Origin of the sequence: Klebsiella sp. K5-204 (genome assembly GCF_030128585.1) — a bacterium.
Taxonomy (GTDB): domain Bacteria; phylum Pseudomonadota; class Gammaproteobacteria; order Enterobacterales; family Enterobacteriaceae; genus Klebsiella; species Klebsiella quasipneumoniae.
Genome location: NZ_JAKUZS010000009.1, coordinates 25691 through 49039, shown reverse-complemented (window position 1 = coordinate 49039; position 23349 = coordinate 25691). Strand labels below are relative to the sequence as shown.

The window sequence follows — 23349 nt, the reverse complement described above, 5'->3', positions numbered from 1 at the left end:
GCCGCATCCGGGAAAATCCCTGCGTCACCAGGCATTCAAGCACCTTACAGTTTGGCAAATACCCGACGCGCGGCGTCGATGGTATTGTCGATATCTTCTTCGCTGTGGGCGACGGACATAAAGCCAGCCTCAAACGCTGACGGCGCCAGGTACACGCCTTCCTCCAGCATCAGATGGAAGAAGCGCTTGAAGCGTTCGACATCGCACTTCACCACGTCCTGATAGCAGGTGACGGTTTCGGCATCGGTAAAGAAGATGCCGAACATGCCGCCGACGTTATTGACCACCAGCGGGATCCCGGCGTCACGCGCCGCATCCAGCAGGCCTTGCGCCAGCTGGTTGGTCAGCTCGGTGAGGGTTTCATGCACGCCCGGCTGCGCCACTTCGCTTAAGCAGGCGAAGCCGGCGGCCATGGCGATCGGGTTACCGGAGAGGGTTCCGGCCTGGTAGACCGGACCGGTGGGCGCCAGCGCGTCCATCACCTCGCGACGGCCGCCGAAGGCGCCTACCGGCATCCCGCCGCCGATGATTTTCCCGAGACAGGTCAGATCCGGCTCCACGCCGTAATAAGCCTGCGCGCCCGCCAGCGCCACGCGGAAGCCGGTCATCACTTCGTCGATGATCAGCAGGGCGCCAAATTCGTCGCACAACGCGCGCAGGCCCGGCAGGAACTCCGGCTGCGGCGGAATGCAGTTCATGTTCCCGGCGACCGGCTCGACGATGATGCAGGCGATATCCTGCGGATACTGCTCGAACGCCGCGCGCACGGAGGCGAGGTCGTTATAGGTGCAGGTCAGGGTATGTTTGGCGAAATCAGCCGGCACGCCCGGCGAGTTCGGCTGGCCGAGGGTCAGCGCGCCGGAACCGGCTTTCACCAGCAGGCAGTCGGCATGGCCGTGGTAGCAGCCTTCGAACTTGATGATCTTGTCGCGGCCGGTGAAGCCGCGCGCCAGGCGAATCGCGCTCATGGTGGCTTCGGTACCGGAGTTCACCATGCGCACCATATCCATGGTCGGCACCAGCTCGGTCACCAGCGCCGCCATTTTTACTTCCATTTCGGTCGGCGCGCCAAAGCTCAGGCCGCGGGACGCCGCCTCGATCACCGCGTTGCGGATCGCCGGATGGTTGTGGCCCAGCACCATCGGACCCCAGGAGCCGACATAATCGATATAGGCTTTCCCATCCACGTCATAGAGGTAAGCGCCATCCGCGCGTTCGATAAACAGCGGGGTGCCGCCGACGCCGGTGAAAGCGCGGACCGGCGAGTTAACGCCGCCGGGGATCAGTTCACGCGCGGCGTGGTACAGATTTTCAGATTTGCTCATGGCCAGGGTCCTGGTTCGTGAAAAATGTTTTATCGGCTATTCTAAGTTATTCCAGGATGGTTATGAAAGTTTTGCCCAATTGAAACAATGTGCCGCAAGGGCATTTTTTTGACGACGCAGCGCGCCGGGGCGGCTAAAATGCCTCTCTCTTCATTTGTATTACCAATAATTGATAATGGCATGAAAGCAGAAACTCCCTCTTTTGAAGCACATCAGTTCGTGCGGGTGCGTCGCGGCGATGCAGTGCGCCGTTTGATTCAGCGCGATAAAACGCCGCTGGCGGTGCTGTTTATGGCGGCGGTGGTCGGCACGCTGGCCGGGCTGGTGGGCGTGGCGTTTGAAAAGAGCGTGAACTGGGTGCAGAACCAGCGGATCGGCGCGCTGGCGCAGGTGGCGGACCACTGGTATCTGGTCTGGCCGCTGGCGTTTATCTTGTCGGCGCTGCTGGCGATGGTTGGCTATTTCCTCGTGCGCCGCTTTGCGCCTGAGGCTGGCGGATCGGGGATCCCGGAAATCGAAGGGGCGCTGGAGGAGCTGCGGCCGGTGCGCTGGTGGCGCGTGCTGCCGGTGAAATTCATCGGCGGCATGGGGACCCTGGGCGCCGGAATGGTGCTGGGACGCGAGGGGCCGATGGTGCAGCTTGGCGGCAACATTGGACGCATGGTGCTGGATATTTTCCGCATGCGCAGTCCGGAAGCGCGGCACACGCTGCTGGCGACCGGTGCGGCGTCGGGGCTCTCAGCGGCCTTTAACGCGCCGCTGGCCGGTATCCTGTTTATCATCGAAGAGATGCGCCCGCAGTTCCGCTACAACCTGATCTCCATTAAAGCGGTATTTACCGGCGTGATCATGTCGAGCATTGTGTTTCGCATTTTCAACGGCGAGGCGGCAATTATAGAGGTGGGCAAGCTGAGCAATGCCCCGGTGAATACCCTGTGGCTGTACCTGGTGCTGGGGATGCTGTTTGGCTGCTTTGGCCCGTTGTTTAATTTTCTGGTGCTACGCACCCAGGATCTGTTCCAGCGCATTCACGGCGGCAACATCAAAAAATGGGTGTTAATTGGCGGGGTCATCGGCGGGCTTTGCGGCCTGCTGGGGCTGATGCAGCCCTCCGCGGTGGGGGGCGGCTTTAACCTGATCCCCATCGCCGCCGCCGGTAACTTCTCCGTCGGTTTGCTGCTGTTCATCTTTATTGCCCGCGTGGTGACCACGCTGATCTGCTTCTCTTCCGGCGCGCCGGGCGGCATTTTCGCTCCGATGCTGGCGCTTGGCACGCTGCTGGGCACGGCGTTCGGCATGGCGGCTATTCCGCTGTTTCCGTCCTACCATCTCGATGCCGGCACCTTCGCCATCGCCGGCATGGGGGCGCTGCTCGCCGCCTCGGTGCGCGCGCCGCTGACCGGGATTGTGCTGGTGCTGGAGATGACCGATAACTATCAGCTCATTTTGCCAATGATTATTACCTGCCTTGGCGCAACACTACTGGCGCAATTCCTCGGCGGTAAGCCTTTGTATTCGACCATTCTGCAACGTACTCTGGCGAAGCAGGAGGCCGAGCAGGCGGCAAAAGCGCAGCAGGCACCCCGGGAGAATACTTGAACGATTTACCAGGGTATTAGATAATGGCTCAAAAGGTCCGGTTATTCTTTAACCGGCCGGAAGTATCAATGGGAGCAAAAAATGAGTGATGACGTAGCGTTGCCGCTGGAGTTTACCGAAGCCGCAGCCAATAAAGTAAAACACCTGATTGCGGATGAAGATAATCCGAACCTGAAACTGCGCGTGTATATCACCGGCGGCGGTTGCAGCGGTTTCCAGTATGGCTTCACCTTCGACGATCAGGTGAACGAAGGGGATATGACCATTGAGAAACAGGGTGTCGGCCTGGTGGTTGACCCGATGAGCCTGCAGTACCTGGTCGGCGGCTCTGTCGACTATACCGAAGGGCTGGAAGGTTCGCGCTTTATCGTGACCAACCCGAACGCGAAAAGCACCTGCGGCTGCGGGTCCTCGTTCAGCGTTTAAAGCGAGCGCGGCAGGGGGCTTTTTCTCGCAGCGAGAGGGCGCCAACGCTAAAAACGGTAACCTCAGGGTTACCGTTTTGCTTTTATGACCGTCCGTTATCGTCCAGGGCAAATGTCGGCAGCTTCAGATGCCAGCGGATCGCCGCCAGCCGGATCGCCAGGGTCACCACCATCCCCATCATCGCCGAATTCTCCAGCGGGAGATGGAAGGTGTCGTGCGCGGTGGCGTGGACAATGCCGCCGACAATACAGGCGGTGGCGTAGATCTCGGTGCGCAGAATCATAGGAATTTCGCGCGCCAGCACGTCGCGGATTATCCCGCCGCCAACGCCGGTCACCACCCCCATGCATACCGCTACCAGCGGGCCGCTGCCGGCGAGAAAGGCTTTATTGACGCCGATGCCGACAAACACCGCTAAACCGACGGCGTCGAGCACCGGCAGGATCCATTTCGGCAGCCGGCGCGGCTGGCGGACCAGCAGGATGGTCAACATGCTGGTGACCATCGCCACCACCAGATCGGTGGGATCTTTGACCCAGAATACCGGGCCATTCGCCAGCGCCATGTCGCGGATGGTTCCGCCGCCCACCGCCGTCACCACGCCTAACACCAGCACGCCAAACGGGTCCATGCGTAATTTTCCGGCCAGCAGAACGCCGGAGATCGCGAAAACGGCCGTGCCAATAATATCCAGCCAATAGACAAGCATCGTTGATTCCCACTGAACATCCGCTTTACCGGATGGTTATTTTACCTGGTCGAGCGCCGCACAAAGTTGTTTGGCGGCGAGGATAATACGTGGGCTTGCGCGTTCAAACCAGTCGCTGTGTAACGCAATCAACGAAATGGTGAGCTGATGTTGCCAAAAGCGCTGCGCCTCGGCGATGCGGCTGGCGTCGCCGGTCACCACAATCGCCTGCGGCTGACGGGCCAGCACCTGTTCGCGGCTCACCTGCGGCCAGGGAACGCGGCTGGCGGCAAAGATATTCTCGCCGCCGCACAGCCTCAGCACTTGATCCTGAATCGAGCCGGGGCCGCTGGTGAACAGCGGGGCGGAACCGAACTGCAGGAAGACGCGTTTCTTCGGCGCGCTGGCATAGCGCGCTTTCAGCGCATCGTATTCCTGCTGCATCGCCTGCGCCGCCTGCTGCGCTTTTTCCGGCTGCGGGCTCCACTTCGCCAGTTGACGCAGGGTGGCGATGATCTCTTCGATGGTCGAAGTCTGCACCCAGAGGACGTGGATCCCCAGCGACTGCAGCTGGTTAACCTGACGTTCGGCATTACCGCCGCGCCAGGCCAGCACCAGGTCTGGCTTTAACGCTACGATGCGCTCCAGGTTCATCCCCTGCCAGCTGGCAACCTGCTCAATCGTTTTGGCCTGCGGCGGATAATCGGAATAGCTACTGACGCCGACCGGCGTGATCCCGGCGGCAAAGGCCAGTTCGGTATTGGCGGGGGAGAGGGCGATCACCCGCGGCGCGGCCAGCAGCCACGCCGGGGCGAGTAACAGCAGCGCGGCAAGCGCGAAGGAGAGCGACTTAGCCACGTGCCAGGTTCTGGACCAGATTCTCCACCATCAGGGTGGACTGTCGGGCGGCGACCGCAAGGAACTCCTCAAAGCTGAGGTGAGACTGCTGGTCGGCCACATCGGAGATGGCGCGAACCACCACGAAGGGAACCTTAAAGTTATGGCAAACGTGAGCGATAGCGGTCGCTTCCATTTCCACAGCGATCGCCTGCGGGAAATTATGGCGGATCTTCGCCAGACCGACAGAGCCGTTAATGAAGGCATCGCCGCTGACGATCAGGCCGCGAATGGCATTGAGATCTAACGCGTTAATGCAGCTCTCCGCGGCGGCCACCAGTTTTTCGTCCGCTTTAAAGCCCGCCGGGCAGCCAGGCAGCTGGCCGTACTCATAACCGAAGGCGGTGACGTCGGCGTCGTGGTAGCGCGCTTCATCGGAGACGACGATATCGCCGACCTTCAGCGTCGACGCCAGGCCGCCGGCTGAGCCGGTATTAATGATCACGTCAGGCTGGCAACGCTCCAGCAGCAGGGTCGCGCCCATCGCCGCCGCCACTTTGCCGATACCAGACTTCAGCAGCGCGACGTCAACGCCGTGAAGTTGGCCGGTATAGATTTCGCTCCCGCCAATAGTGATAGTCTGGCGGTTTTCGATTTTGTCGCGCAGAAGGGTAACTTCCTCTTCCATAGCGCCAATAATGCCAATTTTCATAGATTTACTCGCGATGTGTCAGGTTTAGTTGCATAGTCTATCATGCGCTTAAGGGGAAGCGTATTGCTCGCGCGGGAGAGGCTATGGCAAAGATTGATTTTCGCAACAAGATAAACTGGCGTCGACGCTTCCGTTCGCCGCCGCGTGTCGAGACGGAGCACGACATCCTGCGGATCTTCGAAAGCGATCGGGGACGGATCGTCAACTCGCCGGCCATCCGTCGCTTACAGCAAAAAACTCAGGTCTTCCCGCTGGAGCGCAACGCAGCGGTGCGTACCCGTCTGACCCACTCGCTGGAGGTGCAGCAGGTGGGGCGTTATATCGCCAAAGAGGTACTGAGCCGGCTGAAAGAGCAGAGGCTGCTGGAAGAGTATGGCCTGGAAGAGCTGACCGGGCCATTCGAGAGCGTCGTGGAGATGGCCTGCCTGATGCACGATATCGGCAACCCGCCGTTTGGCCATTTTGGCGAGGCGGCGATTAACGACTGGTTCCGCCAGCGTCTGGCGCCCGGCGATGCGCTCGGGCAGCCGCTGACCGACGATCGCTGTGAAGTGCAGGCATTACGCCTGCAGGAGGGGGAAACGTCGCTTAACGCGCTGCGCCGCAAAGTGCGCCAGGATCTCTGCTGCTTTGAGGGCAACGCCCAGGGCATTCGTCTGGTCCATACGCTGATGCGCATGAATCTGACCTGGGCGCAGGTCGGCTGTATTCTGAAATATACTCGTCCGGCGTGGTGGTCCGAGGCGACGCCAGCCAGCCACAGTTATTTAATGAAGAAGCCTGGCTACTATTTAGCCGAAGAGGAGTATGTAGCGCGCCTGCGTAAAGAACTGGATCTGGCACCTTACAATCGGTTCCCATTAACCTGGATTATGGAAGCCGCGGATGACATCTCATATTGCGTCGCGGATCTCGAGGACGCGGTGGAAAAACGTATTTTCAGCGCTGAGCAGCTTTATCAGCATCTTTACGACGCCTGGGGCAGCCATGAAAAAGGATCGTTATTCTCGCAGGTGGTGGAAAATGCCTGGGAGAAATCACGAGCCAATTCCCTGAAGCAGAGCGCGGAAGATCAGTTTTTTATGTATTTGCGGGTGAACACGCTGAATAAGCTGGTGCCCTACGCGGCGCGCCGATTTATTGACAACCTGCCGGCCATCTTTACGGGCGACTTTAATCATGCGCTGCTCGAGGACGACAGCGATTGCAGTCAGCTGCTGGAGCTTTATAAAAATGTGGCGATGAAACAGGTGTTTAGCCATCCGGATGTCGAGCAGCTGGAATTGCAGGGCTACCGGGTGATCAGCGGCCTGCTGGATATCTATCAGCCGCTGCTGAAATTATCACTGGAGGATTTCAGCGAATTAGTGGCACAGGAGCGGGTACGGCGTTTACCCATTGCCTCCCGACTGTATCAGAAACTTTCAACCCGCCACCGGCTGGCCTATGTGGAAGCGGTAAATAAGCTCGCGCGCACAGCGCCTGAATTTGCGCTGATGGAATACTATTATCGCTGCCGTCTGATTCAGGATTATATCAGCGGGATGACGGATTTATATGCGTGGGATGAATATCGACGACTGATGGCGGTGGAATAGGCTGGAGTTTTGTAAAGATGGACAATAAATTTTTACTTTTTCCAGAAACTTAATTCCGGAACTTAGCGCTATAAAATGACTCTGATAGTCACGTACACAGCAACTTTCGTTTTCTGATATTGAGATTGAAACTGATGAAAAAAACCACGTTAGCAATGAGTGCACTGGCTCTGAGTTTAGGTCTGGCATTGTCCCCGCTCTCTGCGAGCGCGGCGGAAACGGCATCTTCGGCCACTAACGCGCAGCAGATGCCAAGCCTGGCCCCGATGCTGGAGAAAGTGATGCCGTCGGTGGTGAGCATTAACGTTGAAGGTAGCACCACCGTTAATACCCCACGGATGCCGCGTAACTTCCAGCAGTTCTTTGGCGATAACTCGCCGTTCTGCCAGGATGGTTCTCCATTCCAGAGTTCGCCGTTTTGCCAGGGCGGCGGACAGGGCGGTCAGCCTGACGGCGGCCAGCAGCAGAAATTCATGGCGCTGGGCTCCGGCGTGATTATTGATGCGGCCAAAGGGTATGTGGTGACCAACAACCACGTCGTGGACAACGCCACCACGATTAAGGTCCAGCTGAGCGATGGTCGTAAGTTTGATGCCAAAGTCGTGGGTAAAGACCCGCGCTCTGATATCGCGCTGATTCAGATTCAGGATCCGAAAAACCTGACGGCAATTAAGCTTGCCGACTCTGACGCGCTGCGCGTCGGCGACTACACCGTGGCTATCGGTAACCCGTTCGGTCTGGGCGAAACCGTGACCTCCGGGATTGTTTCCGCGCTGGGTCGTAGCGGCCTGAACGTGGAAAACTACGAAAACTTTATCCAGACCGATGCGGCGATTAACCGCGGGAACTCCGGCGGCGCGCTGGTGAATCTCAACGGCGAGCTGATCGGCATCAACACCGCCATTCTGGCGCCGGACGGCGGCAACATCGGTATCGGTTTTGCTATACCGAGCAACATGGTGAAAAACCTGACCGAGCAGATGGTGAAATATGGCCAGGTGAAACGCGGCGAGCTCGGCATCATGGGCACCGAACTGAACTCTGAGCTGGCGAAAGCGATGAAAGTCGACGCCCAGCGCGGCGCCTTCGTCAGCCAGGTGATGCCGGGATCGGCGGCCGCGAAAGCGGGCATTAAAGCCGGCGACGTGATCACCTCCCTCAACGGGAAGGCGATCAGCAGCTTCGCCGCGCTGCGTGCTCAGGTCGGCACCATGCCTATCGGCAGCAAGGTTGAGCTTGGCCTGCTGCGCGATGGCAAACCGGTGACCGTCACCGTCGAACTGCAGCAGAGTAACCAGACCCAGGTTGACTCCAGCACCATCTTCAACGGGATTGAAGGGGCGGAAATGAGCAACAAGGGTCAGGACAAAGGCGTGGTGGTCAATAATGTGAAAGCCGGCACCCCGGCGGCGCAGATTGGCCTCAAGAAAGGCGACATCATTGTCGGGGCCAACCAGCAGCCGGTGAAAAACATCGCCGATCTGCGGAAAATCTTCGACGCCAAACCGTCCGTGCTGGCGCTGAACATTCAGCGCGGCGACGCCTCTATCTACCTGCTGCTGCAGTAATCGTCAGCGCTTGATCCCAGCCCCTTCCCTCGCCGAGGGCAGGGGCTTTTTTTCGTTCTGTGACCGCTTCCACAACTCCACATATCTCATCCGGGCTTCGGGCATATGCACAATGCAGCAGGGCGACGACTCTTTTATGCTGGTGCCCTGCAAAGGGGAGGATTACATGGCTGGCTGGCATCTCGATACCAAAATGGCGCAGGATATTGTGGCGCGGACGATGCGCATCATCGATACCAACATCAACGTGATGGATGCCCGCGGGCGGATTATTGGCAGCGGCGATCGGGAAAGGATTGGTGAATTGCACGAAGGCGCGCTGCTGGTGCTTTCCCAGGGGCGGGTGGTGGATATCGACGACGCGGTGGCTCGCCATCTGCACGGGGTGCGCCAGGGCATTAACCTGCCGCTGCGCCTGGAGGGGGAGATCGTCGGGGTGATCGGCCTGACCGGCGAGCCGGAGTCGCTGCGAAAATATGGCGAGCTGGTGTGCATGACGGCAGAGATGATGCTGGAGCAGTCGCGACTGATGCATCTCCTGGCGCAGGACAGCCGTCTGCGCGAAGAGTTGGTGATGAACCTGATTCAGGCGGAAGAGCATACCCCGGCGCTGAACGAATGGGCTCAGCGATTAGGCATCGACCTGAATCAGCCGCGCGTGGTGGCGATGATTGAGGTGGACAGCGGCCAGCTCGGCGTAGACAGCGCGATGGCGGAACTACAGCAGCTGCAGAACGCGCTGACCACGCCCGATCGCCATAATCTCGTGGCCATTGTCTCGCTCACGGAAATGGTGGTGCTGAAACCGGCGCTGAACAGCTTTGGCCGCTGGGACGCCGACGATCATGTCCGGCGCGTCGAGCAGCTTATCGCCAGGATGAAAGAGAATGGCCAGCTCCGTTTCCGCGTGGCGTTGGGCAACTTCTTCACCGGTCCCGGGAGTATCGCCCGCTCTTACCGTACCGCTCGCACGACGATGATGGTGGGCAAGCAGCGGATGCCGGAGAGCCGCTGCTATTTCTATCAGGATCTGATGCTGCCGGTGCTGCTTGACAGCCTGCGCGGCGGCTGGCAGGCCAATGAGCTGGCCCGTCCGCTGGCGCGTCTCAAGACAATGGATAACAACGGGCTGCTGCGGCGAACGCTGCAGGCGTGGTTTCGCCATAACGTGCAGCCGCTGGCGACGTCGAAGGCCCTGTTTATTCATCGCAATACGCTGGAGTACCGGTTGAATCGTATCTCGGAGCTGACGGGGCTGGATCTTGGCAGCTTTGACGACCGGCTGCTGCTGTATATCGCGCTGCAGCTGGATGAACAACGCTAAGGCGTGGAGGTAAAAAATGCCGGGTAGCGACTCGCCATACCCGGCCTGGACGATGCATGCTGTCGGTAGCGGTTTGATACCGCCAGCCCGGTCAGGCGACGCGCCGCCGGGGATGCGCTTACTTACGGGTGAGCTTTTCCAGATCGGCTTCGATTTCGCTGATCTTATTGGTGACCACGCTTTCCAGATGGCGTAAATCGTCGAGGATTTTACGCTTGAGATCGATTTCAGTGCGATCGCGCTGGCAGATCTGATCCAGCTCATCGATGACGTAGCGCAGATTGGGGCTGATCTCCTGGACCTCTTTGTAGCCCTGGCCGACGCCGTCGGCGACGACGGTTTTGCGCTGACGCGGATATTTGAACTTCACGCTCTTGGCGAAGAATTCGCCTTTGTCTTTCTGAAAATAGATTTTCAGAATGTCGTTGTTAGCTTCCTGCCGCAGGCTATAGCGATCGATCTCATCAGGGTTGGTAATGCCAAGACTTTTCAGATTATCGTACATAACGGTACCTTTGATAGCATCATAACCATTGAATAATTAACGAAAAAATCCATTCTCGCCAGCATCAAATATCAAAAAAGCGGGATATCTCCCGCTTTTTATTTGCTTTAGTCGATGGTACGCAGCAGTTCGTTAATGCCGACCTTGCCGCGAGTTTTAGCATCGACTTTCTTCACGATCACTGCGCAGTACAGACTGTATTTACCATCTTTCGACGGCAGGTTGCCTGACACCACTACCGAGCCAGCCGGCACGCGGCCGTAGAAGACTTCGCCGGTTTCGCGATCGTAGATTTTGGTGCTCTGACCCAGGTAAACGCCCATGGAGATCACGGAGCCTTCTTCGACAATCACCCCTTCAACTACTTCAGAGCGCGCGCCGATGAAGCAGTTATCTTCGATGATGGTCGGGTTCGCCTGCAGCGGCTCCAGTACGCCACCGATGCCGACGCCGCCGGACAGGTGAACGTTTTTACCGATCTGCGCGCAGGAGCCGACGGTGGCCCAGGTGTCAACCATGGTGCCTTCGTCAACGTAGGCGCCGATGTTAACGTAGGACGGCATCAGCACAGTGTTGCGGGCGATGAACGCGCCCTGGCGCACCGCTGCCGGCGGCACCACGCGGAAACCTTCTTTCTGGAAACGCGCTTCGTCATAGTCAGCGAATTTCATCGGTACTTTATCGAAGTAGCGGCTTTCCGCACCATCGATAACCTGGTTATCGTTAATACGGAAAGAGAGCAGTACCGCCTTCTTCAGCCACTGATGCGTCACCCACTGACCGTCGATCTTCTCAGCGACGCGCAGCGCGCCGGAATCCAGAAGGGCAATAACCTGGTTAACCGCTTCGCGGGTCACGGTATCCACATTGGCCGGCGTGATGTCGGCGCGACGCTCGAAGGCGGACTCAATAACGTTCTGTAACTGCTGCATTGTTTCTTTCCATTCACTAAAAAAAATACGTCACCCTTTATCGTTTGGATTGAGGGCCGCTGTCAACCGTTGTTGCACTTCTTGTTGCAGCTCATTATTAAGGGCACGCCGGTCGGCGGTAGCGATTATAAATAAATCTTCTACTCGCTCACCAATTGTCGTAATTCGCGCCCCGTGAAGCGAAATTCCGAGGTCGGCGAACACCTGACCGACGCGGGCGAGCAGCCCGGGCTGGTCAAGGGCAATCAGCTCGAGAAACGATTTGCGATCGGTATGGGTCGGCAGGAAATTCACCTCGGTGTCCACCGAAAAATGACGCAGCTTTGCCGCCTGACGACGGGGCGCCGGGGGCTCCCAACTGCGCTGGGTGATGGTCTGTTCCAGACCCTGGCGGATCGCCTCGTGGCGGTCGGCGGACAGCGGACTGCCGTCAGGCTCAAGGACGATAAAGGTATCCATCGCCATGCCGTCGCGGGTGGTGAAGATCTGCGCGTCGTGGACGCTGAGGTTGCGACGGTCCAGTTCGCCACACACCGCGGCGAACAGGTAAGGGCGATCCGGGCTCCAGATAAAAATCTCCGTTCCGCCGCGAGTGGCCTGCGAGCTCAGGAGGATCATCGGCTTATTCAGATCGTGGCGCAGCAGGTTGCGGGCGTGCCAGGCGAGCTGCGTCGGCGTATGTCGCACGAAATAGTTGGCGCGACAGCGGTTCCAGATTTGATGCAGCGCCTCTTCATTAATATTGTCCATCCGCAGCAGGGCCAGCGCCTGCAGCTGATGGTGACGCACCCGTTCGCGCATGTCCGGGGTGCTTTGCATGCCGCGACGCAGCTGTTTTTCAGTGGCGAAATAGAGTTCGCGCAGCAGGCTCTGCTTCCAGCTGTTCCACAGAGTTTCGTTGGTGGCGCAGATATCGGCCACGGTCAGGCACACCAGATAGCGCAGGCGATTTTCCGTTTGCACCTCCTCGGCGAACTGCTTAATCACCTCCGGATCCTGAATATCGCGCCGCTGGGCGGTGACCGACATCAGCAGGTGGTGACGCACCAGCCAGGCGACCAGCTGCGTTTCACGGGAGTTCAGCCCGTGCAGTTCGGCAAATTTCAGCACATCCTGCGCGCCGAGGATCGAGTGGTCGCCGCCGCGCCCTTTGGCGATGTCGTGGAACAGGGCGGCGATTAAAATCAGCTCCGGGTGCGTTAAGCGCGGCCACAGTTCCACGCACAGCGGGTGGCGGCTACGGGTTTCTTCTTTAGCAAAGCTCTCCAGCTTGAGCATCACGCGGATGGTGTGTTCATCGACGGTGTAGGCGTGAAACAGGTCGAACTGCATCTGGCCGACGATATGGGACCACTGCGGCATATAGGCCCACAGCACGCTGTGACGATGCATCGGCAGCAGTCCGCGACTCACTGCCCCCTGATGGCGCAGCATGCTGAGAAAGAGCGTGCGCGCCTCCGGGATATAGCACAGCGGCTGGGTCAGATGGCGGCGGGCGTGGCGCAGATGGCGCAACGTCGTGGAGTAGATGCCGGTGATGGTGCTGTTGCGCACCATGATATAAAACATGCGCAGAATGGCCTGCGGCTCGCGAATAAACAGCGTATCGTCACGCAGATCGATCAGCGTGCCGCGCAGCTGGAAATCATCATCGATCGGGCGCGGTTTTTCATCCTCGGTCAGGGCGAGGATGGCCTCTTCAAACAGCTGCAGCAGCATCTGGTTCAGCTCGCTCACCCGGCGGGTGACGCGGAAGAAGTCCTTCATCATATGCTCAATCGGCTGGTTGCCGTCGCCTTCATAGCCGAGTCGGCGGGCGACGCTGAGCTGGCGGTCGAAAAGCAGGCGGTTGTCATAGCGAGTGAGTTCGAGATGCAGCGCGAAGCGGATACGCCACAGCTGGTGCAGACACTCGTTGAGCTCATTGCGCTCGGCCTCGGTCAGAAAACCGAAGCCGACCATCTCATCCATCGAGGTGGCGCCGAAATGGCGGCGAGCCACCCACTGTAGCGTATGGATATCGCGCAGGCCGCCGGGGCTGCTTTTCACGTCCGGCTCGAGGTTATAGCTGGTGCCGTGATAGCGTTGATGACGGACGTTCTGCTCTTCGACTTTCGCGGCGAAGAACTTTTCTGATGGCCAGAAGCCGTCGCTAAAAATATGTTTTTGCAGTTCAAGGAACAGCGCGACGTCGCCGATCAGCAGGCGCGATTCGATTAAGTTGGTGGCGACGGTGAGATCCGAAAGCCCTTCCAGCAGACACTCTTCGAGAGTGCGCACGCTGTGGCCTACCTCCAGTTTGACGTCCCACAGCAGCGTCAGCAGTTCGCCGACCTTTTGCGCCTGGTCGTCCGGCAGCTTTTTGCGGCTGAGGATCAGCAGATCGACGTCAGAGAGCGGATGCAGCTCGCCGCGGCCATAGCCGCCGACGGCCACCAGCGCCAGGTCGCAGACGGATTCAAAGCCGCAGGCGATCCACAACCGCTGCAGCAACTGGTCGATAAATTCGGTGCGCGCCGCAATGAGCTGCTCCGCGGCGATACCGGCGTCAAACGCCTCGCCCAGCCAGTGCTGAAAGGTATCGATGTGCGCCTTAATTGCAGCACAGTTCAGATCGCCCTGCGGCCAGCTCACCGGATGTTCCGGCGGGATGGGCAGAAGGGGGGAGGCTGTGTCAGGTAATGAGTTGCTCATCGCGTCACCATAAGAAAAAACTATCTAATAAAAAAGCCGGCGGGCGCCGGCTTTTCATCATTCATCGTGCGAGATTATCGCCGGGATGGTGTCATCCTTACGTAGCGTCAGAATTTCGCAGCCGTTGTCTGTCACCACAATAGTATGCTCGTACTGCGCAGACAAGCTCCGGTCTTTGGTTTTCACCGTCCAGCCGTCTTTCATGCTGCGGATCTCTTTTTTACCGGCGTTGACCATCGGCTCGATGGTGAAGGTCATGCCTGGTTTGAGCACGACGTTGGTTTCCGGCGAGTCGTAGTGCAGCACCTGCGGCTCTTCATGGAAGCCGCGGCCGATGCCGTGACCACAGTATTCGCGAACCACGGAGAACCCTTCCGCTTCCACATATTTCTGAATCGCCGCGCCGATGGTGCGCAGGTTGATGCCCGGCTTCACCATCTTCAGCGCCAGGTACAGGCTTTCCTGAGTGATACGGCACAGGCGCTCGCCAAGAATCGTCGGTTTGCCGACGATAAACATTTTGGAGGTATCGCCATGGAAATCATCTTTAATGACGGTCACGTCGATATTCACGATATCGCCATCTTTCAGCAGCTTGCCGTCGTCAGGGATACCGTGACAGACCACTTCGTTGACCGAAATGCAGACGGATTTCGGATAGCCGTGATAGCCGAGACAGGCGGAAATGGCCTTCTGCTCGTTAACGATATAGTCGTTACAGATACGGTCCAGTTCGCCAGTGCTGACGCCCGGCTTAACCCAGGGTTCGATCATTTCCAGCACTTCAGCGGCCAGGCGACCGGCAACGCGCATTTTTTCAATATCTTCAGATGTCTTAATAGAGATAGCCATGGAGTATGTCCAGCAGTGTCGATATTTTCGACAATAATAGAGTAAGTCCTGTCAATGGTAACAGTCCGGGTAGGCTGGTGCCAAACTGAGAATCATTAACAGCACGTGACGTCAACAAGAGTTGGTGTCTGGATGGATTTTGTGATATAAAGCGCGCCGGACTTCCGTTCCATCTCAGATACACAAGGATGGGACGTAAGCGACATCGCTCACTTTGTGTAATAACACACACGTATCGGCACATATTCCGGGGTGCCCTTCGGGGTCGGTAATATGGGATACGTGGAGGCATAACCCCAATTTAATCTATAGAGGTTTTAAACATGGCAACTGTTTCCATGCGCGACATGCTCAAGGCTGGTGTTCACTTCGGTCACCAGACCCGTTACTGGAACCCGAAAATGAAGCCGTTCATCTTCGGTGCGCGTAACAAAGTTCACATCATCAACCTTGAGAAAACCGTACCGATGTTCAACGACGCTCTGGCTGAACTGAACAAGATCGCTGCTCGTAAAGGTAAAATCCTTTTCGTTGGTACTAAGCGCGCTGCAAGCGAAGCGGTAAAAGACGCTGCTCTGAGCTGCGACCAGTTCTTCGTGAACCATCGCTGGCTGGGCGGTATGCTGACTAACTGGAAAACCGTTCGTCAGTCCATCAAACGTCTGAAAGACCTGGAAACTCAGTCCCAGGACGGTACTTTCGACAAGCTGACCAAAAAAGAAGCGCTGATGCGTACTCGTGAGCTGGACAAGCTGGAAAACAGCCTGGGCGGTATCAAAGACATGGGCGGCCTGCCGGACGCACTGTTCGTTATCGACGCTGACCACGAGCACATCGCTATCAAAGAAGCAAACAACCTGGGCATCCCGGTATTTGCTATCGTTGATACCAACTCTGATCCGGACGGCGTAGACTTCGTTATCCCGGGTAACGACGATGCAATCCGCGCAGTAAGCCTGTACCTGGGCGCTGTTGCTGCTACCGTTCGTGAAGGTCGCTCTCAGGACCTGGCTTCTCAGGCGGAAGAAAGCTTCGTAGAAGCTGAATAATAAGGTTTAAGCCCTTATTAGTACCGTGTATGAATAGGGGCCCATTATCGGCCCCTTTTTTCAATTTACGCTGTTTGGCCGTTGGCCGGGCAGTATCCACATCTCCCGAGGATTTTAGAATGGCTGAAATTACCGCTTCCCTGGTAAAAGAGCTGCGCGAACGTACTGGCGCAGGCATGATGGATTGCAAAAAAGCGCTGACTGAAGCGAATGGCGACATCGAGCTGGCAATCGAAAACATGCGTAAATCCGGCGCGATCAAAGCGGCGAAGAAAGCAGGCAACGTGGCTGCTGACGGCGTGATCAAAACCAAAATCGAAGGCAACTACGGTTACATTCTGGAAGTTAACTGCCAGACTGACTTCGTTGCTAAAGATGGTGGTTTCCAGGCATTTGCTGACAAAGTACTGGACGCCGCTGTTGCGGGTAAAATCTCCGACGTTGAAGTTCTGAAAGCGCAGTTCGAAGAAGAACGTGTTGCCCTGGTTGCTAAAATCGGTGAGAACATCAACATCCGTCGTATCGCTGTTCTGGAAGGCGACGTTCTGGGCAGCTACCAGCACGGTGCGCGCATCGGCGTTCTGGTTGCCGCTAAAGGCGCTGACGAAGAGCTGGTTAAGCAGCTGGCAATGCACGTTGCCGCAAGCAAGCCGGAATTCGTTAAGCCGGAAGACGTGTCTGCTGAAGTGGTAGAGAAAGAGTACCAGGTTCAGCTGGACATCGCGATGCAGTCCGGTAAGCCGAAAGAAATCGCAGAGAAAATGGTTGAAGGCCGCATGAAGAAATTCACCGGCGAAGTTTCTCTGACTGGTCAGCCTTTCGTCATGGAGCCGAGCAAATCTGTTGGTCAGCTGCTGAAAGAGCACAACGCTGACGTGACTGGCTTCATCCGCTTTGAAGTGGGCGAAGGCATCGAGAAAGTTGAGACTGACTTTGCAGCAGAAGTTGCTGCGATGTCCAAGCAGTCTTAATTTTTACAAGGAGCCGCCTGAGGGCGGCTTCTTTTTGCGCCCATTTTGTAAATTCAGCCAACTGCTTATAGTGACCGCGCTGAAATGCGACATACAATGTCGCCGGAATTCTCACATCTCATTCGTTGACAGTCTCAGGAAAGAAACATGGCTACCAATGCAAAACCCGTCTACAAACGTATTCTGCTGAAATTAAGTGGCGAAGCGCTGCAGGGCTCAGAAGGCTTCGGTATTGATGCAAGCATACTTGACCGCATGGCTCAAGAGATCAAAGAGCTGGTTGAGCTGGGTATTCAGGTTGGCGTAGTAATTGGTGGCGGTAACCTGTTCCGTGGTGCTGGTCTGGCGAAAGCGGGTATGAACCGCGTTGTGGGCGACCACATGGGCATGCTGGCTACGGTTATGAATGGCCTCGCGATGCGCGATGCGCTCCACCGCGCCTATGTGAACGCTCGTTTGATGTCCGCCATTCCGCTGAACGGCGTGTGCGACAACTACAGCTGGGCAGAGGCGATCAGCCTGCTGCGCAACAACCGCGTGGTGATCCTTTCCGCGGGTACCGGCAACCCGTTCTTTACCACCGATTCCGCAGCCTGCCTGCGCGGGATTGAAATTGAAGCCGATGTGGTGCTGAAAGCCACCAAGGTTGACGGCGTATTCACCGCCGATCCGGCCAAAGATCCTTCCGCCACGATGTACGATCAGCTGACCTACAGCGAAGTGCTGGAAAAAGAGCTGAAAGTGATGGATCTGGCGGCCTTCACCCTGGCGCGTGACCATAAATTGCCGATTCGCGTCTTCAACATGAACAAACCTGGCGCGCTGCGTCGCGTGGTGATGGGCGAAAAAGAAGGCACATTGATCACGGAATAATTCCCGTCAGCGCCAAATCCGGGTAAGATTCCGCTTTACTTTCGCGGGGATATTACCCGGTGATTTTCATTAAATCTGACTATACTTAGCTCATTTTCCGACGGGTGCCCCGTCTGGTCTGACTGAGACAAGCTTTCAAGGATTCGTAACGTGATTAGCGATATCAGAAAAGATGCTGAAATCCGCATGGAAAAATGCGTCGAAGCATTCAAAAACCAAATCAGCAAAATTCGCACGGGTCGTGCTTCTCCGAGCCTGCTGGACGGGATTGTTGTTGAATACTACGGTACGCCGACCCCGCTGCGCCAGCTGGCCAGCGTCACCGTCGAAGACTCCCGTACCCTGAAAATCAACGTCTTTGACCGTTCTATGTCCGCGGCTGTTGAAAAAGCGATCATGGCGTCCGACCTCGGTCTGAACCCAAGCTCTGCCGGTAGCGATATTCGTGTTCCGCTGCCGCCGCTGACCGAAGAGCGTCGTAAAGATCTGACCAAGATCGTGCGTGGTGAAGCTGAACAGGCGCGCGTTGCCGTACGTAACGTTCGCCGCGACGCCAACGACAAAGTCAAAGCGCTGCTGAAAGAGAAAGAGATCAGCGAGGATGACGATCGCCGTTCTCAGGACGACGTGCAGAAAATGACTGACGCCGCCATCAAGAAAGTTGACGCGGCGCTGGCAGACAAAGAAGCGGAACTGATGCAGTTCTGATGCTCTGCCCTTACTCGGGCCTGACAGCGTCTGGCCTGAGTAAAATCCGAAACGCCGTACAGAAGACTGTACGCTCAATTCTCGGGATTGCGTTGCGACCGCTGGCCTTGTAGCCTTTAGCGCTAAGTTGAAGGCCTGATGCCGCCGTCTTATCCCTGATAATTGCTGCGTAGGGGCTTGCTGGCGGCGTTTTGCTTTTTATTCTGTTTCCACTCTTCTGGACGTCTCATGAAGCAATTAACCGTTCTCGGTTCGACCGGCTCCATTGGCTGTAGCACGCTGGACGTGGTACGCCATAATCCCGGTCGCTTTTCCGTCGCCGCGCTGGTCGCGGGGAAAAACGTTGACCGTATGGTTGAACAATGCCTTGAATTTACCCCCCGTTACGCCGTGATGGACGATGCGCAAAGCGCTGAGCGGTTGCGCACCCGTCTGCAGGAACATGGCTGCCGTACCGAGGTGCTGAGCGGCCAGCAGGCGGCGGCAGAGGTCGCGGCGCTGGAGGAGGTCGATCAGGTAATGGCGGCTATCGTCGGCGCGGCGGGTCTGGTGCCGACGCTGGCGGCGATCCGCGCCGGAAAAACGGTGTTGTTAGCGAATAAAGAGTCGCTGGTGACCTGCGGTCGCTTGTTCATGGAGGCGGTTCAACGGTCGGGGGCGCGATTGCTGCCGGTCGACAGCGAACATAACGCGATTTTTCAGAGTATGCCGGAGACAATTCAGCAGCATCTGGGATACGCTGACCTGGCGCAGAACGGCGTTTCGTCCATTCTGCTGACCGGCTCGGGCGGGCCTTTCCGCGAGACAGCGGTAGCTGAACTGGCGGCGATGACGCCGGATCAGGCCTGCCGTCATCCCAACTGGTCGATGGGACGCAAGATCTCCGTCGACTCCGCCACGATGATGAACAAAGGTCTGGAATATATTGAAGCGCGCTGGCTGTTTAACGCCTCGGCCCGGCAGATGGAGGTCCTTATCCATCCGCAGTCGGTGATCCACTCGATGGTTCGCTATCAGGACGGCAGCGTGCTGGCGCAGCTTGGGGAACCGGATATGCGCACGCCGATCGCCCATACCATGGGCTGGCCGCAGCGGCTGAACTCCGGCGCTAAGCCGCTGGACTTCTGTCAGCTGAGCAATCTGAGCTTCTCCGCGCCAGACTATACGCGGTATCCGTGCCTGAAGCTGGCGATGGAGGCGTTTGACGTCGGCCAGGCGGCGACCACCACGCTGAATGCGGCCAATGAAGAGTCGGTTGCCGCGTTTCTGCAGGGCGATATCCGCTTTACCGATATTGCGGCGGTTAACCTGGCGGTGCTGGATAAGATGAACCTGCTGGAGCCGCAAAGCATTGATGACGTTCTGGTTATCGACGCTGAGGCCCGCGCGGTTGCTCATCAACAGCTGAAGCGGTTGGTCACCCAGGCGTAACGCGGTGATATTTGTGGGCGCAAAGCTTCAGTGATATAGTCTGCGCCACCCGATCGTTGCATTTTGTTGTTGAAGATTACGGTGGCCGTGGCAAAACACGGCTTTTTTGCGTAAAGCTTTTGGTTGTTCTCTGCGATTGGCTGCAGCCCCGGCACCGGATAAAAATGCGTATCCAGCGCGGCCCGGTGGCCTCTGTTTGGTGGCTAGTTAATCCTTATTATGGACTTAAAACGCGTGATGTTGTCTGCTAATCAAACTGTCAGCGAAATATCGCCTACACATGGCTGCCGTCATGTCGCCATTATTATGGATGGCAACGGCCGTTGGGCGAAACGGCAAGGTAAAATTCGCGCTTTCGGGCACAAGGCCGGTGCGAAATCCGTGCGTCGCGCGGTCTCTTTCGCGGCGAATAATGGAATTGAGGCGTTAACGTTATACGCGTTCAGCAGCGAAAACTGGAACCGTCCGGCTCAGGAAGTCAGTGCGCTGATGGAACTGTTCGTCTGGGCGCTGGATAGCGAAGTCAAAAGCCTGCACCGACACAATGTGCGTTTGCGGATTATTGGCGACACCACGCGCTTCAATGCGCGCCTGCAGGAGCGTATCCGCAAAGCGGAAGCGCTGACCGCGAACAATACCGGCTTAACGCTGAATATTGCGGCCAATTACGGCGGTCGCTGGGATATTACCCAGGGCGTTCGTTTTCTGGCGAAACAGGTACAGGACGGGACGCTGCTGCCTGAGCAGATCACGGAAGACATGCTGAGTCAGCAGGTCTGCATGCATGAACTGGCTCCCGTAGATTTAGTTATTAGGACCGGGGGAGAGCACCGAATAAGTAATTTTCTGATTTGGCAAATTGCCTATGCCGAACTTTACTTTACGGATGTTCTTTGGCCCGATTTTGCTGAACAGGACTTTGAAGGTGCACTCCATGCCTTTGTTAATCGAGAGCGTCGTTTCGGCGGCACTGAGCCGGGTGGCAGTCATGCCTGATGGGGGTCACTTTTGCTGAAGTATCGCCTGATATCTGCTTTCGTCTTAATCCCCGTCGTCATTGCGGCGCTGTTTTTATTGCCGCCGATGGGGTTTGCTATCGTGACCCTGGTGGTCTGTATGCTCGCCGCGTGGGAGTGGGGGCAACTGAGCGGTTTCACCTCGACGTCGCAGCGGGTCTGGCTGGCGGTGTTGTGCGGCCTTCTGCTGGCGGCGATGCTGTTTTTGCTGCCGGAATACCATTATGACGTTCATCAACCGATGGTTGAAGGCTCGCTGTGGGCCTCTTTCGCCTGGTGGATCGTCGCGCTGCTGCTGGTGCTCTCTTATCCGGCGTCGGCGGCATTCTGGCGGCACTCGAAAGTGCTGCGCCTTATCTTCGGTATCCTGACCATCGTCCCGTTTTTCTGGGGCATGCTGGCGCTGCGCGCCTGGCACTATACCGATAACCATTACAGCGGCGCGCTGTGGCTCCTGTATGTGATGATTCTGGTCTGGGGCGCGGACTCCGGCGCCTATATGTTTGGCAAAATGTTTGGCAAGCACAAGCTGGCGCCGAAGGTCTCGCCGGGGAAAACCTGGCAGGGCTTTTTTGGCGGTTTGCTGACCGCGGCGGTGATCTCCTGGGCCTACGGGGTGTGGGCCCATCTTGACGTTACGCCAACGGTGCTGCTGGTCTGTTCGGTGGTGGCAGCCCTGGCTTCGGTGCTGGGCGATCTGACGGAAAGTATGTTTAAGCGCGAGGCCGGCATTAAGGATAGCGGGCACTTGATTCCCGGACATGGCGGTATTCTCGATCGTATCGACAGCCTGACGGCGGCGGTGCCGGTCTTCGCCTGTCTGCTACTGTTGGTCTTCAGGACGATTTGACGGAAGGTTATATGCTGAGCGTGCTCTGGAATCTGGCAGCTTTTATCATTGCGCTTGGCGTACTGATTACGGTGCATGAGTTTGGCCATTTTTGGGTAGCGCGCCGCTGCGGTATCCGGGTTGAGCGTTTTTCTATCGGCTTCGGCAAAGCGCTGTGGCGGCGGATGGATAAGCAGGGTACGGAGTTCGTCATTGCCCTGATCCCGCTGGGCGGCTATGTCAAGATGCTGGATGAGCGTGTTGAAGCGGTGGCGCCGGAGATGCGCCACTACGCTTTCAATAATAAAACCGTCGGCCAGCGTGCGGCGGTGATTGCCGCCGGTCCCATCGCTAACTTCCTTTTCGCTATCTTTGCCTACTGGTTGGTCTTCATCATCGGCGTTCCTGGAGTTCGCCCGGTAGTGGGTGAAATAACCCCCAATTCGGTTGCCGCGCAAGCACAAATTGCAAAAGGCACGGAACTTAAAGCGATAGATGGTATCGAAACGCCTGATTGGGATGCGGTGCGTCTGCAGCTGGTGGCCAAAATCGGCAACCCGCAAACAATACTTACCGTCGCCCCTTTCGGGACCAATCAGCGCCAGGATAAAATCGTCGATCTGCGGCACTGGGCGTTTGAGCCAGACAAGCAAGATCCCGTGACGTCGCTAGGGATCCAGCCGCGCAGCGCGCAGATTGATACGGTGCTGGCGGAAGTCCAGGCGGGCTCGGCAGCTCAGAAAGCAGGTTTGCAAGCGGGCGACCGGATCGTTAAAGTCGATGGACAACCGTTAACGCAGTGGATGACGTTTGTTAATCTGGTGCGCGATAATCCGGGCAAAGCGCTGGCGCTGGAGATTGAACGGCAGGGGAGTGCGCTGCCGTTAACCCTGACGCCGGATACAAAAACGGTGAAAGGTAAGGCAGAAGGGTTCGCAGGGGTGGTGCCAAAGGTCATCCCGCTGCCTGAAGAATACAAGACAGTACGTCAGTACGGACCGTTTGCCGCCATCGCTGAAGCCACGGATAAAACCTGGCAGCTGATGTCGCTGACGGTCAGGATGCTGGGTAAATTGATAACCGGTGATGTCAAACTGAACAACCTCAGTGGGCCGATCTCTATCGCTCAGGGGGCTGGAATGTCAGCGGAGTTTGGGTTGATTTATTATCTGATGTTCCTTGCGCTGATTAGCGTGAACCTCGGAATCATCAACCTGTTCCCACTACCCGTACTGGATGGGGGACATCTGCTGTTTTTGGCGATTGAAAAGCTGAAGGGCGGGCCGGTATCCGAGCGAGTTCAAGACTTTAGTTATCGCATTGGCTCAATACTGCTGGTGCTGTTAATGGGGCTTGCACTTTTCAATGATTTCTCTCGGTTATAAGAGAGTTTGTTAGGAAGAACGCATAAT

General features: G+C 57.2%; 21 protein-coding genes. 13 read left to right on the top strand and 8 right to left on the bottom strand.

The annotated features are described in order from the left end of the window. Positions 1–44: 44 nt before the first annotated feature. Positions 45–1325: a glutamate-1-semialdehyde 2,1-aminomutase gene (gene hemL, locus MKR05_RS22155; RefSeq protein WP_017900647.1), complete on the bottom strand. Its 1281-nt coding sequence runs from the start codon at positions 1323–1325 to the stop codon at positions 45–47. A gap of 180 nt (positions 1326–1505) precedes the next feature. Between hemL and clcA the strand changes: the two genes are divergently transcribed. Both clcA and erpA read left to right on the top strand, forming a co-directional pair. Then, positions 1506–2924 (top strand): H(+)/Cl(-) exchange transporter ClcA, encoded by a 1419-nt coding sequence (gene clcA / locus MKR05_RS22150; protein WP_032429103.1) that lies wholly within the window; start codon positions 1506–1508, stop codon positions 2922–2924. 81 nt (positions 2925–3005) lie between these two features. Continuing rightward, positions 3006–3350, top strand: a complete 345-nt coding sequence (gene erpA, locus MKR05_RS22145) for an iron-sulfur cluster insertion protein ErpA (protein WP_002889275.1) — start codon at positions 3006–3008, stop codon at positions 3348–3350. 82 nt (positions 3351–3432) lie between these two features. On the opposite strand, the gene MKR05_RS22140 is transcribed toward erpA, so the two are convergent. Genes MKR05_RS22140 through mtnN form a run of 3 tightly spaced genes read right to left on the bottom strand, consistent with a single transcriptional unit; the run spans position 3433 to position 5587 of the window. Further along, positions 3433–4059, bottom strand: a complete 627-nt coding sequence (locus MKR05_RS22140; RefSeq protein ID WP_023292038.1) for a TRIC cation channel family protein — start codon at positions 4057–4059, stop codon at positions 3433–3435. Between the two features lie 36 nt (positions 4060–4095). Then, positions 4096–4896 carry a vitamin B12 ABC transporter substrate-binding protein BtuF gene (gene btuF / locus MKR05_RS22135; protein WP_044521079.1) on the bottom strand — a complete coding sequence of 267 codons (801 nt, stop codon included), beginning with the start codon at positions 4894–4896 and terminating at the stop codon, positions 4096–4098. Beyond that, entirely contained in the window at positions 4889–5587 is a 699-nt protein-coding gene (mtnN, locus tag MKR05_RS22130; RefSeq protein WP_101989705.1) for a 5'-methylthioadenosine/S-adenosylhomocysteine nucleosidase, read from the bottom strand. Before mtnN ends, btuF begins: the two co-directional genes overlap by 8 nt. Before the next feature lie 83 nt (positions 5588–5670). Between mtnN and dgt the strand changes: the two genes are divergently transcribed. The 3 genes from dgt (at position 5671) to cdaR (ending at position 10077) form a co-directional block, all read left to right on the top strand. Beyond that, positions 5671–7185, top strand: coding sequence for a dGTPase (gene dgt, locus MKR05_RS22125; protein ID WP_101989704.1), 1515 nt, complete (start codon positions 5671–5673; stop codon positions 7183–7185). 134 nt (positions 7186–7319) lie between these two features. Continuing rightward, positions 7320–8753 (top strand): serine endoprotease DegP, encoded by a 1434-nt coding sequence (degP, locus tag MKR05_RS22120; RefSeq protein ID WP_023292042.1) that lies wholly within the window; start codon positions 7320–7322, stop codon positions 8751–8753. Between the two features lie 166 nt (positions 8754–8919). Beyond that, the gene (cdaR, locus tag MKR05_RS22115; protein WP_050533898.1) at positions 8920–10077 is read left to right on the top strand and encodes a DNA-binding transcriptional regulator CdaR; all 1158 of its coding nucleotides are present in this window, start codon (positions 8920–8922) and stop codon (positions 10075–10077) included. A gap of 118 nt (positions 10078–10195) precedes the next feature. Here the strand turns inward: cdaR and MKR05_RS22110 are convergent, their stop codons facing one another. From MKR05_RS22110 to map, 4 genes are all read right to left on the bottom strand, one after another. Next, a complete protein-coding gene (locus tag MKR05_RS22110) occupies positions 10196–10582 on the bottom strand; it encodes a DUF3461 family protein (protein ID WP_002889292.1) in 387 nt (128 codons plus the stop codon). A gap of 107 nt (positions 10583–10689) precedes the next feature. Continuing rightward, positions 10690–11514, bottom strand: a complete 825-nt coding sequence (gene dapD, locus MKR05_RS22105) for a 2,3,4,5-tetrahydropyridine-2,6-dicarboxylate N-succinyltransferase (protein ID WP_002889295.1) — start codon at positions 11512–11514, stop codon at positions 10690–10692. A 30-nt stretch (positions 11515–11544) separates the two neighbouring features. Beyond that, entirely contained in the window at positions 11545–14208 is a 2664-nt protein-coding gene (gene glnD / locus MKR05_RS22100; RefSeq protein WP_023292044.1) for a bifunctional uridylyltransferase/uridylyl-removing protein GlnD, read from the bottom strand. A gap of 57 nt (positions 14209–14265) precedes the next feature. Next, positions 14266–15060 (bottom strand): type I methionyl aminopeptidase, encoded by a 795-nt coding sequence (gene map, locus MKR05_RS22095; protein WP_004204446.1) that lies wholly within the window; start codon positions 15058–15060, stop codon positions 14266–14268. A 323-nt stretch (positions 15061–15383) separates the two neighbouring features. On the opposite strand from map, the gene rpsB reads away from it, so the two are divergent. The 8 genes from rpsB to rseP all read left to right on the top strand — a co-directional run bounded on the left by rpsB (position 15384) and on the right by rseP (position 23322). Further along, on the top strand, positions 15384–16109 hold the full coding sequence (gene rpsB, locus MKR05_RS22090; RefSeq protein ID WP_004204447.1) for a 30S ribosomal protein S2: 726 nt from the start codon (positions 15384–15386) through the stop codon (positions 16107–16109). Positions 16110–16228: 119 nt separating this feature from the next. Further along, positions 16229–17080: a translation elongation factor Ts gene (gene tsf / locus MKR05_RS22085; protein ID WP_004151930.1), complete on the top strand. Its 852-nt coding sequence runs from the start codon at positions 16229–16231 to the stop codon at positions 17078–17080. A gap of 147 nt (positions 17081–17227) precedes the next feature. Then, positions 17228–17953, top strand: a complete 726-nt coding sequence (gene pyrH / locus MKR05_RS22080) for a UMP kinase (RefSeq protein ID WP_002889306.1) — start codon at positions 17228–17230, stop codon at positions 17951–17953. Between the two features lie 150 nt (positions 17954–18103). After that, complete coding sequence (gene frr, locus MKR05_RS22075; protein WP_002889308.1) at positions 18104–18661, top strand: ribosome recycling factor; 558 nt, start codon at positions 18104–18106, stop codon at positions 18659–18661. 228 nt (positions 18662–18889) lie between these two features. Further along, positions 18890–20092 (top strand): 1-deoxy-D-xylulose-5-phosphate reductoisomerase, encoded by a 1203-nt coding sequence (gene ispC, locus MKR05_RS22070; protein WP_044521082.1) that lies wholly within the window; start codon positions 18890–18892, stop codon positions 20090–20092. Between the two features lie 237 nt (positions 20093–20329). Continuing rightward, entirely contained in the window at positions 20330–21088 is a 759-nt protein-coding gene (ispU, locus tag MKR05_RS22065) for a (2E,6E)-farnesyl-diphosphate-specific ditrans,polycis-undecaprenyl-diphosphate synthase (protein ID WP_032429282.1), read from the top strand. 12 nt (positions 21089–21100) lie between these two features. Next, positions 21101–21958, top strand: coding sequence for a phosphatidate cytidylyltransferase (gene cdsA, locus MKR05_RS22060; protein ID WP_023292047.1), 858 nt, complete (start codon positions 21101–21103; stop codon positions 21956–21958). 11 nt (positions 21959–21969) lie between these two features. Then, a complete protein-coding gene (gene rseP / locus MKR05_RS22055) occupies positions 21970–23322 on the top strand; it encodes a sigma E protease regulator RseP (RefSeq protein ID WP_101989703.1) in 1353 nt (450 codons plus the stop codon). Positions 23323–23349: the final 27 nt, after the last annotated feature.

Bases quoted from the DNA above. Each gene is read 5' to 3' on its own strand.
- hemL (WP_017900647.1), bottom strand. From the start codon at position 1,325: ATGAGCAAATCTGAAAATCTGTACCACGCCGCGCGTGAACTGATCCCC.
- clcA (WP_032429103.1), top strand. From the start codon at position 1,506: ATGAAAGCAGAAACTCCCTCTTTTGAAGCACATCAGTTCGTGCGGGTG.
- erpA (WP_002889275.1), top strand. From the start codon at position 3,006: ATGAGTGATGACGTAGCGTTGCCGCTGGAGTTTACCGAAGCCGCAGCC.
- MKR05_RS22140 (WP_023292038.1), bottom strand. From the start codon at position 4,059: ATGCTTGTCTATTGGCTGGATATTATTGGCACGGCCGTTTTCGCGATC.
- mtnN (WP_101989705.1), bottom strand. From the start codon at position 5,587: ATGAAAATTGGCATTATTGGCGCTATGGAAGAGGAAGTTACCCTTCTG.
- dgt (WP_101989704.1), top strand. From the start codon at position 5,671: ATGGCAAAGATTGATTTTCGCAACAAGATAAACTGGCGTCGACGCTTC.
- degP (WP_023292042.1), top strand. From the start codon at position 7,320: ATGAAAAAAACCACGTTAGCAATGAGTGCACTGGCTCTGAGTTTAGGT.
- cdaR (WP_050533898.1), top strand. From the start codon at position 8,920: ATGGCTGGCTGGCATCTCGATACCAAAATGGCGCAGGATATTGTGGCG.
- MKR05_RS22110 (WP_002889292.1), bottom strand. From the start codon at position 10,582: ATGTACGATAATCTGAAAAGTCTTGGCATTACCAACCCTGATGAGATC.
- dapD (WP_002889295.1), bottom strand. From the start codon at position 11,514: ATGCAGCAGTTACAGAACGTTATTGAGTCCGCCTTCGAGCGTCGCGCC.
- glnD (WP_023292044.1), bottom strand. From the start codon at position 14,208: ATGAGCAACTCATTACCTGACACAGCCTCCCCCCTTCTGCCCATCCCG.
- map (WP_004204446.1), bottom strand. From the start codon at position 15,060: ATGGCTATCTCTATTAAGACATCTGAAGATATTGAAAAAATGCGCGTT.
- rpsB (WP_004204447.1), top strand. From the start codon at position 15,384: ATGGCAACTGTTTCCATGCGCGACATGCTCAAGGCTGGTGTTCACTTC.
- tsf (WP_004151930.1), top strand. From the start codon at position 16,229: ATGGCTGAAATTACCGCTTCCCTGGTAAAAGAGCTGCGCGAACGTACT.
- pyrH (WP_002889306.1), top strand. From the start codon at position 17,228: ATGGCTACCAATGCAAAACCCGTCTACAAACGTATTCTGCTGAAATTA.
- ispC (WP_044521082.1), top strand. From the start codon at position 18,890: ATGAAGCAATTAACCGTTCTCGGTTCGACCGGCTCCATTGGCTGTAGC.
- ispU (WP_032429282.1), top strand. From the start codon at position 20,330: ATGTTGTCTGCTAATCAAACTGTCAGCGAAATATCGCCTACACATGGC.
- rseP (WP_101989703.1), top strand. From the start codon at position 21,970: ATGCTGAGCGTGCTCTGGAATCTGGCAGCTTTTATCATTGCGCTTGGC.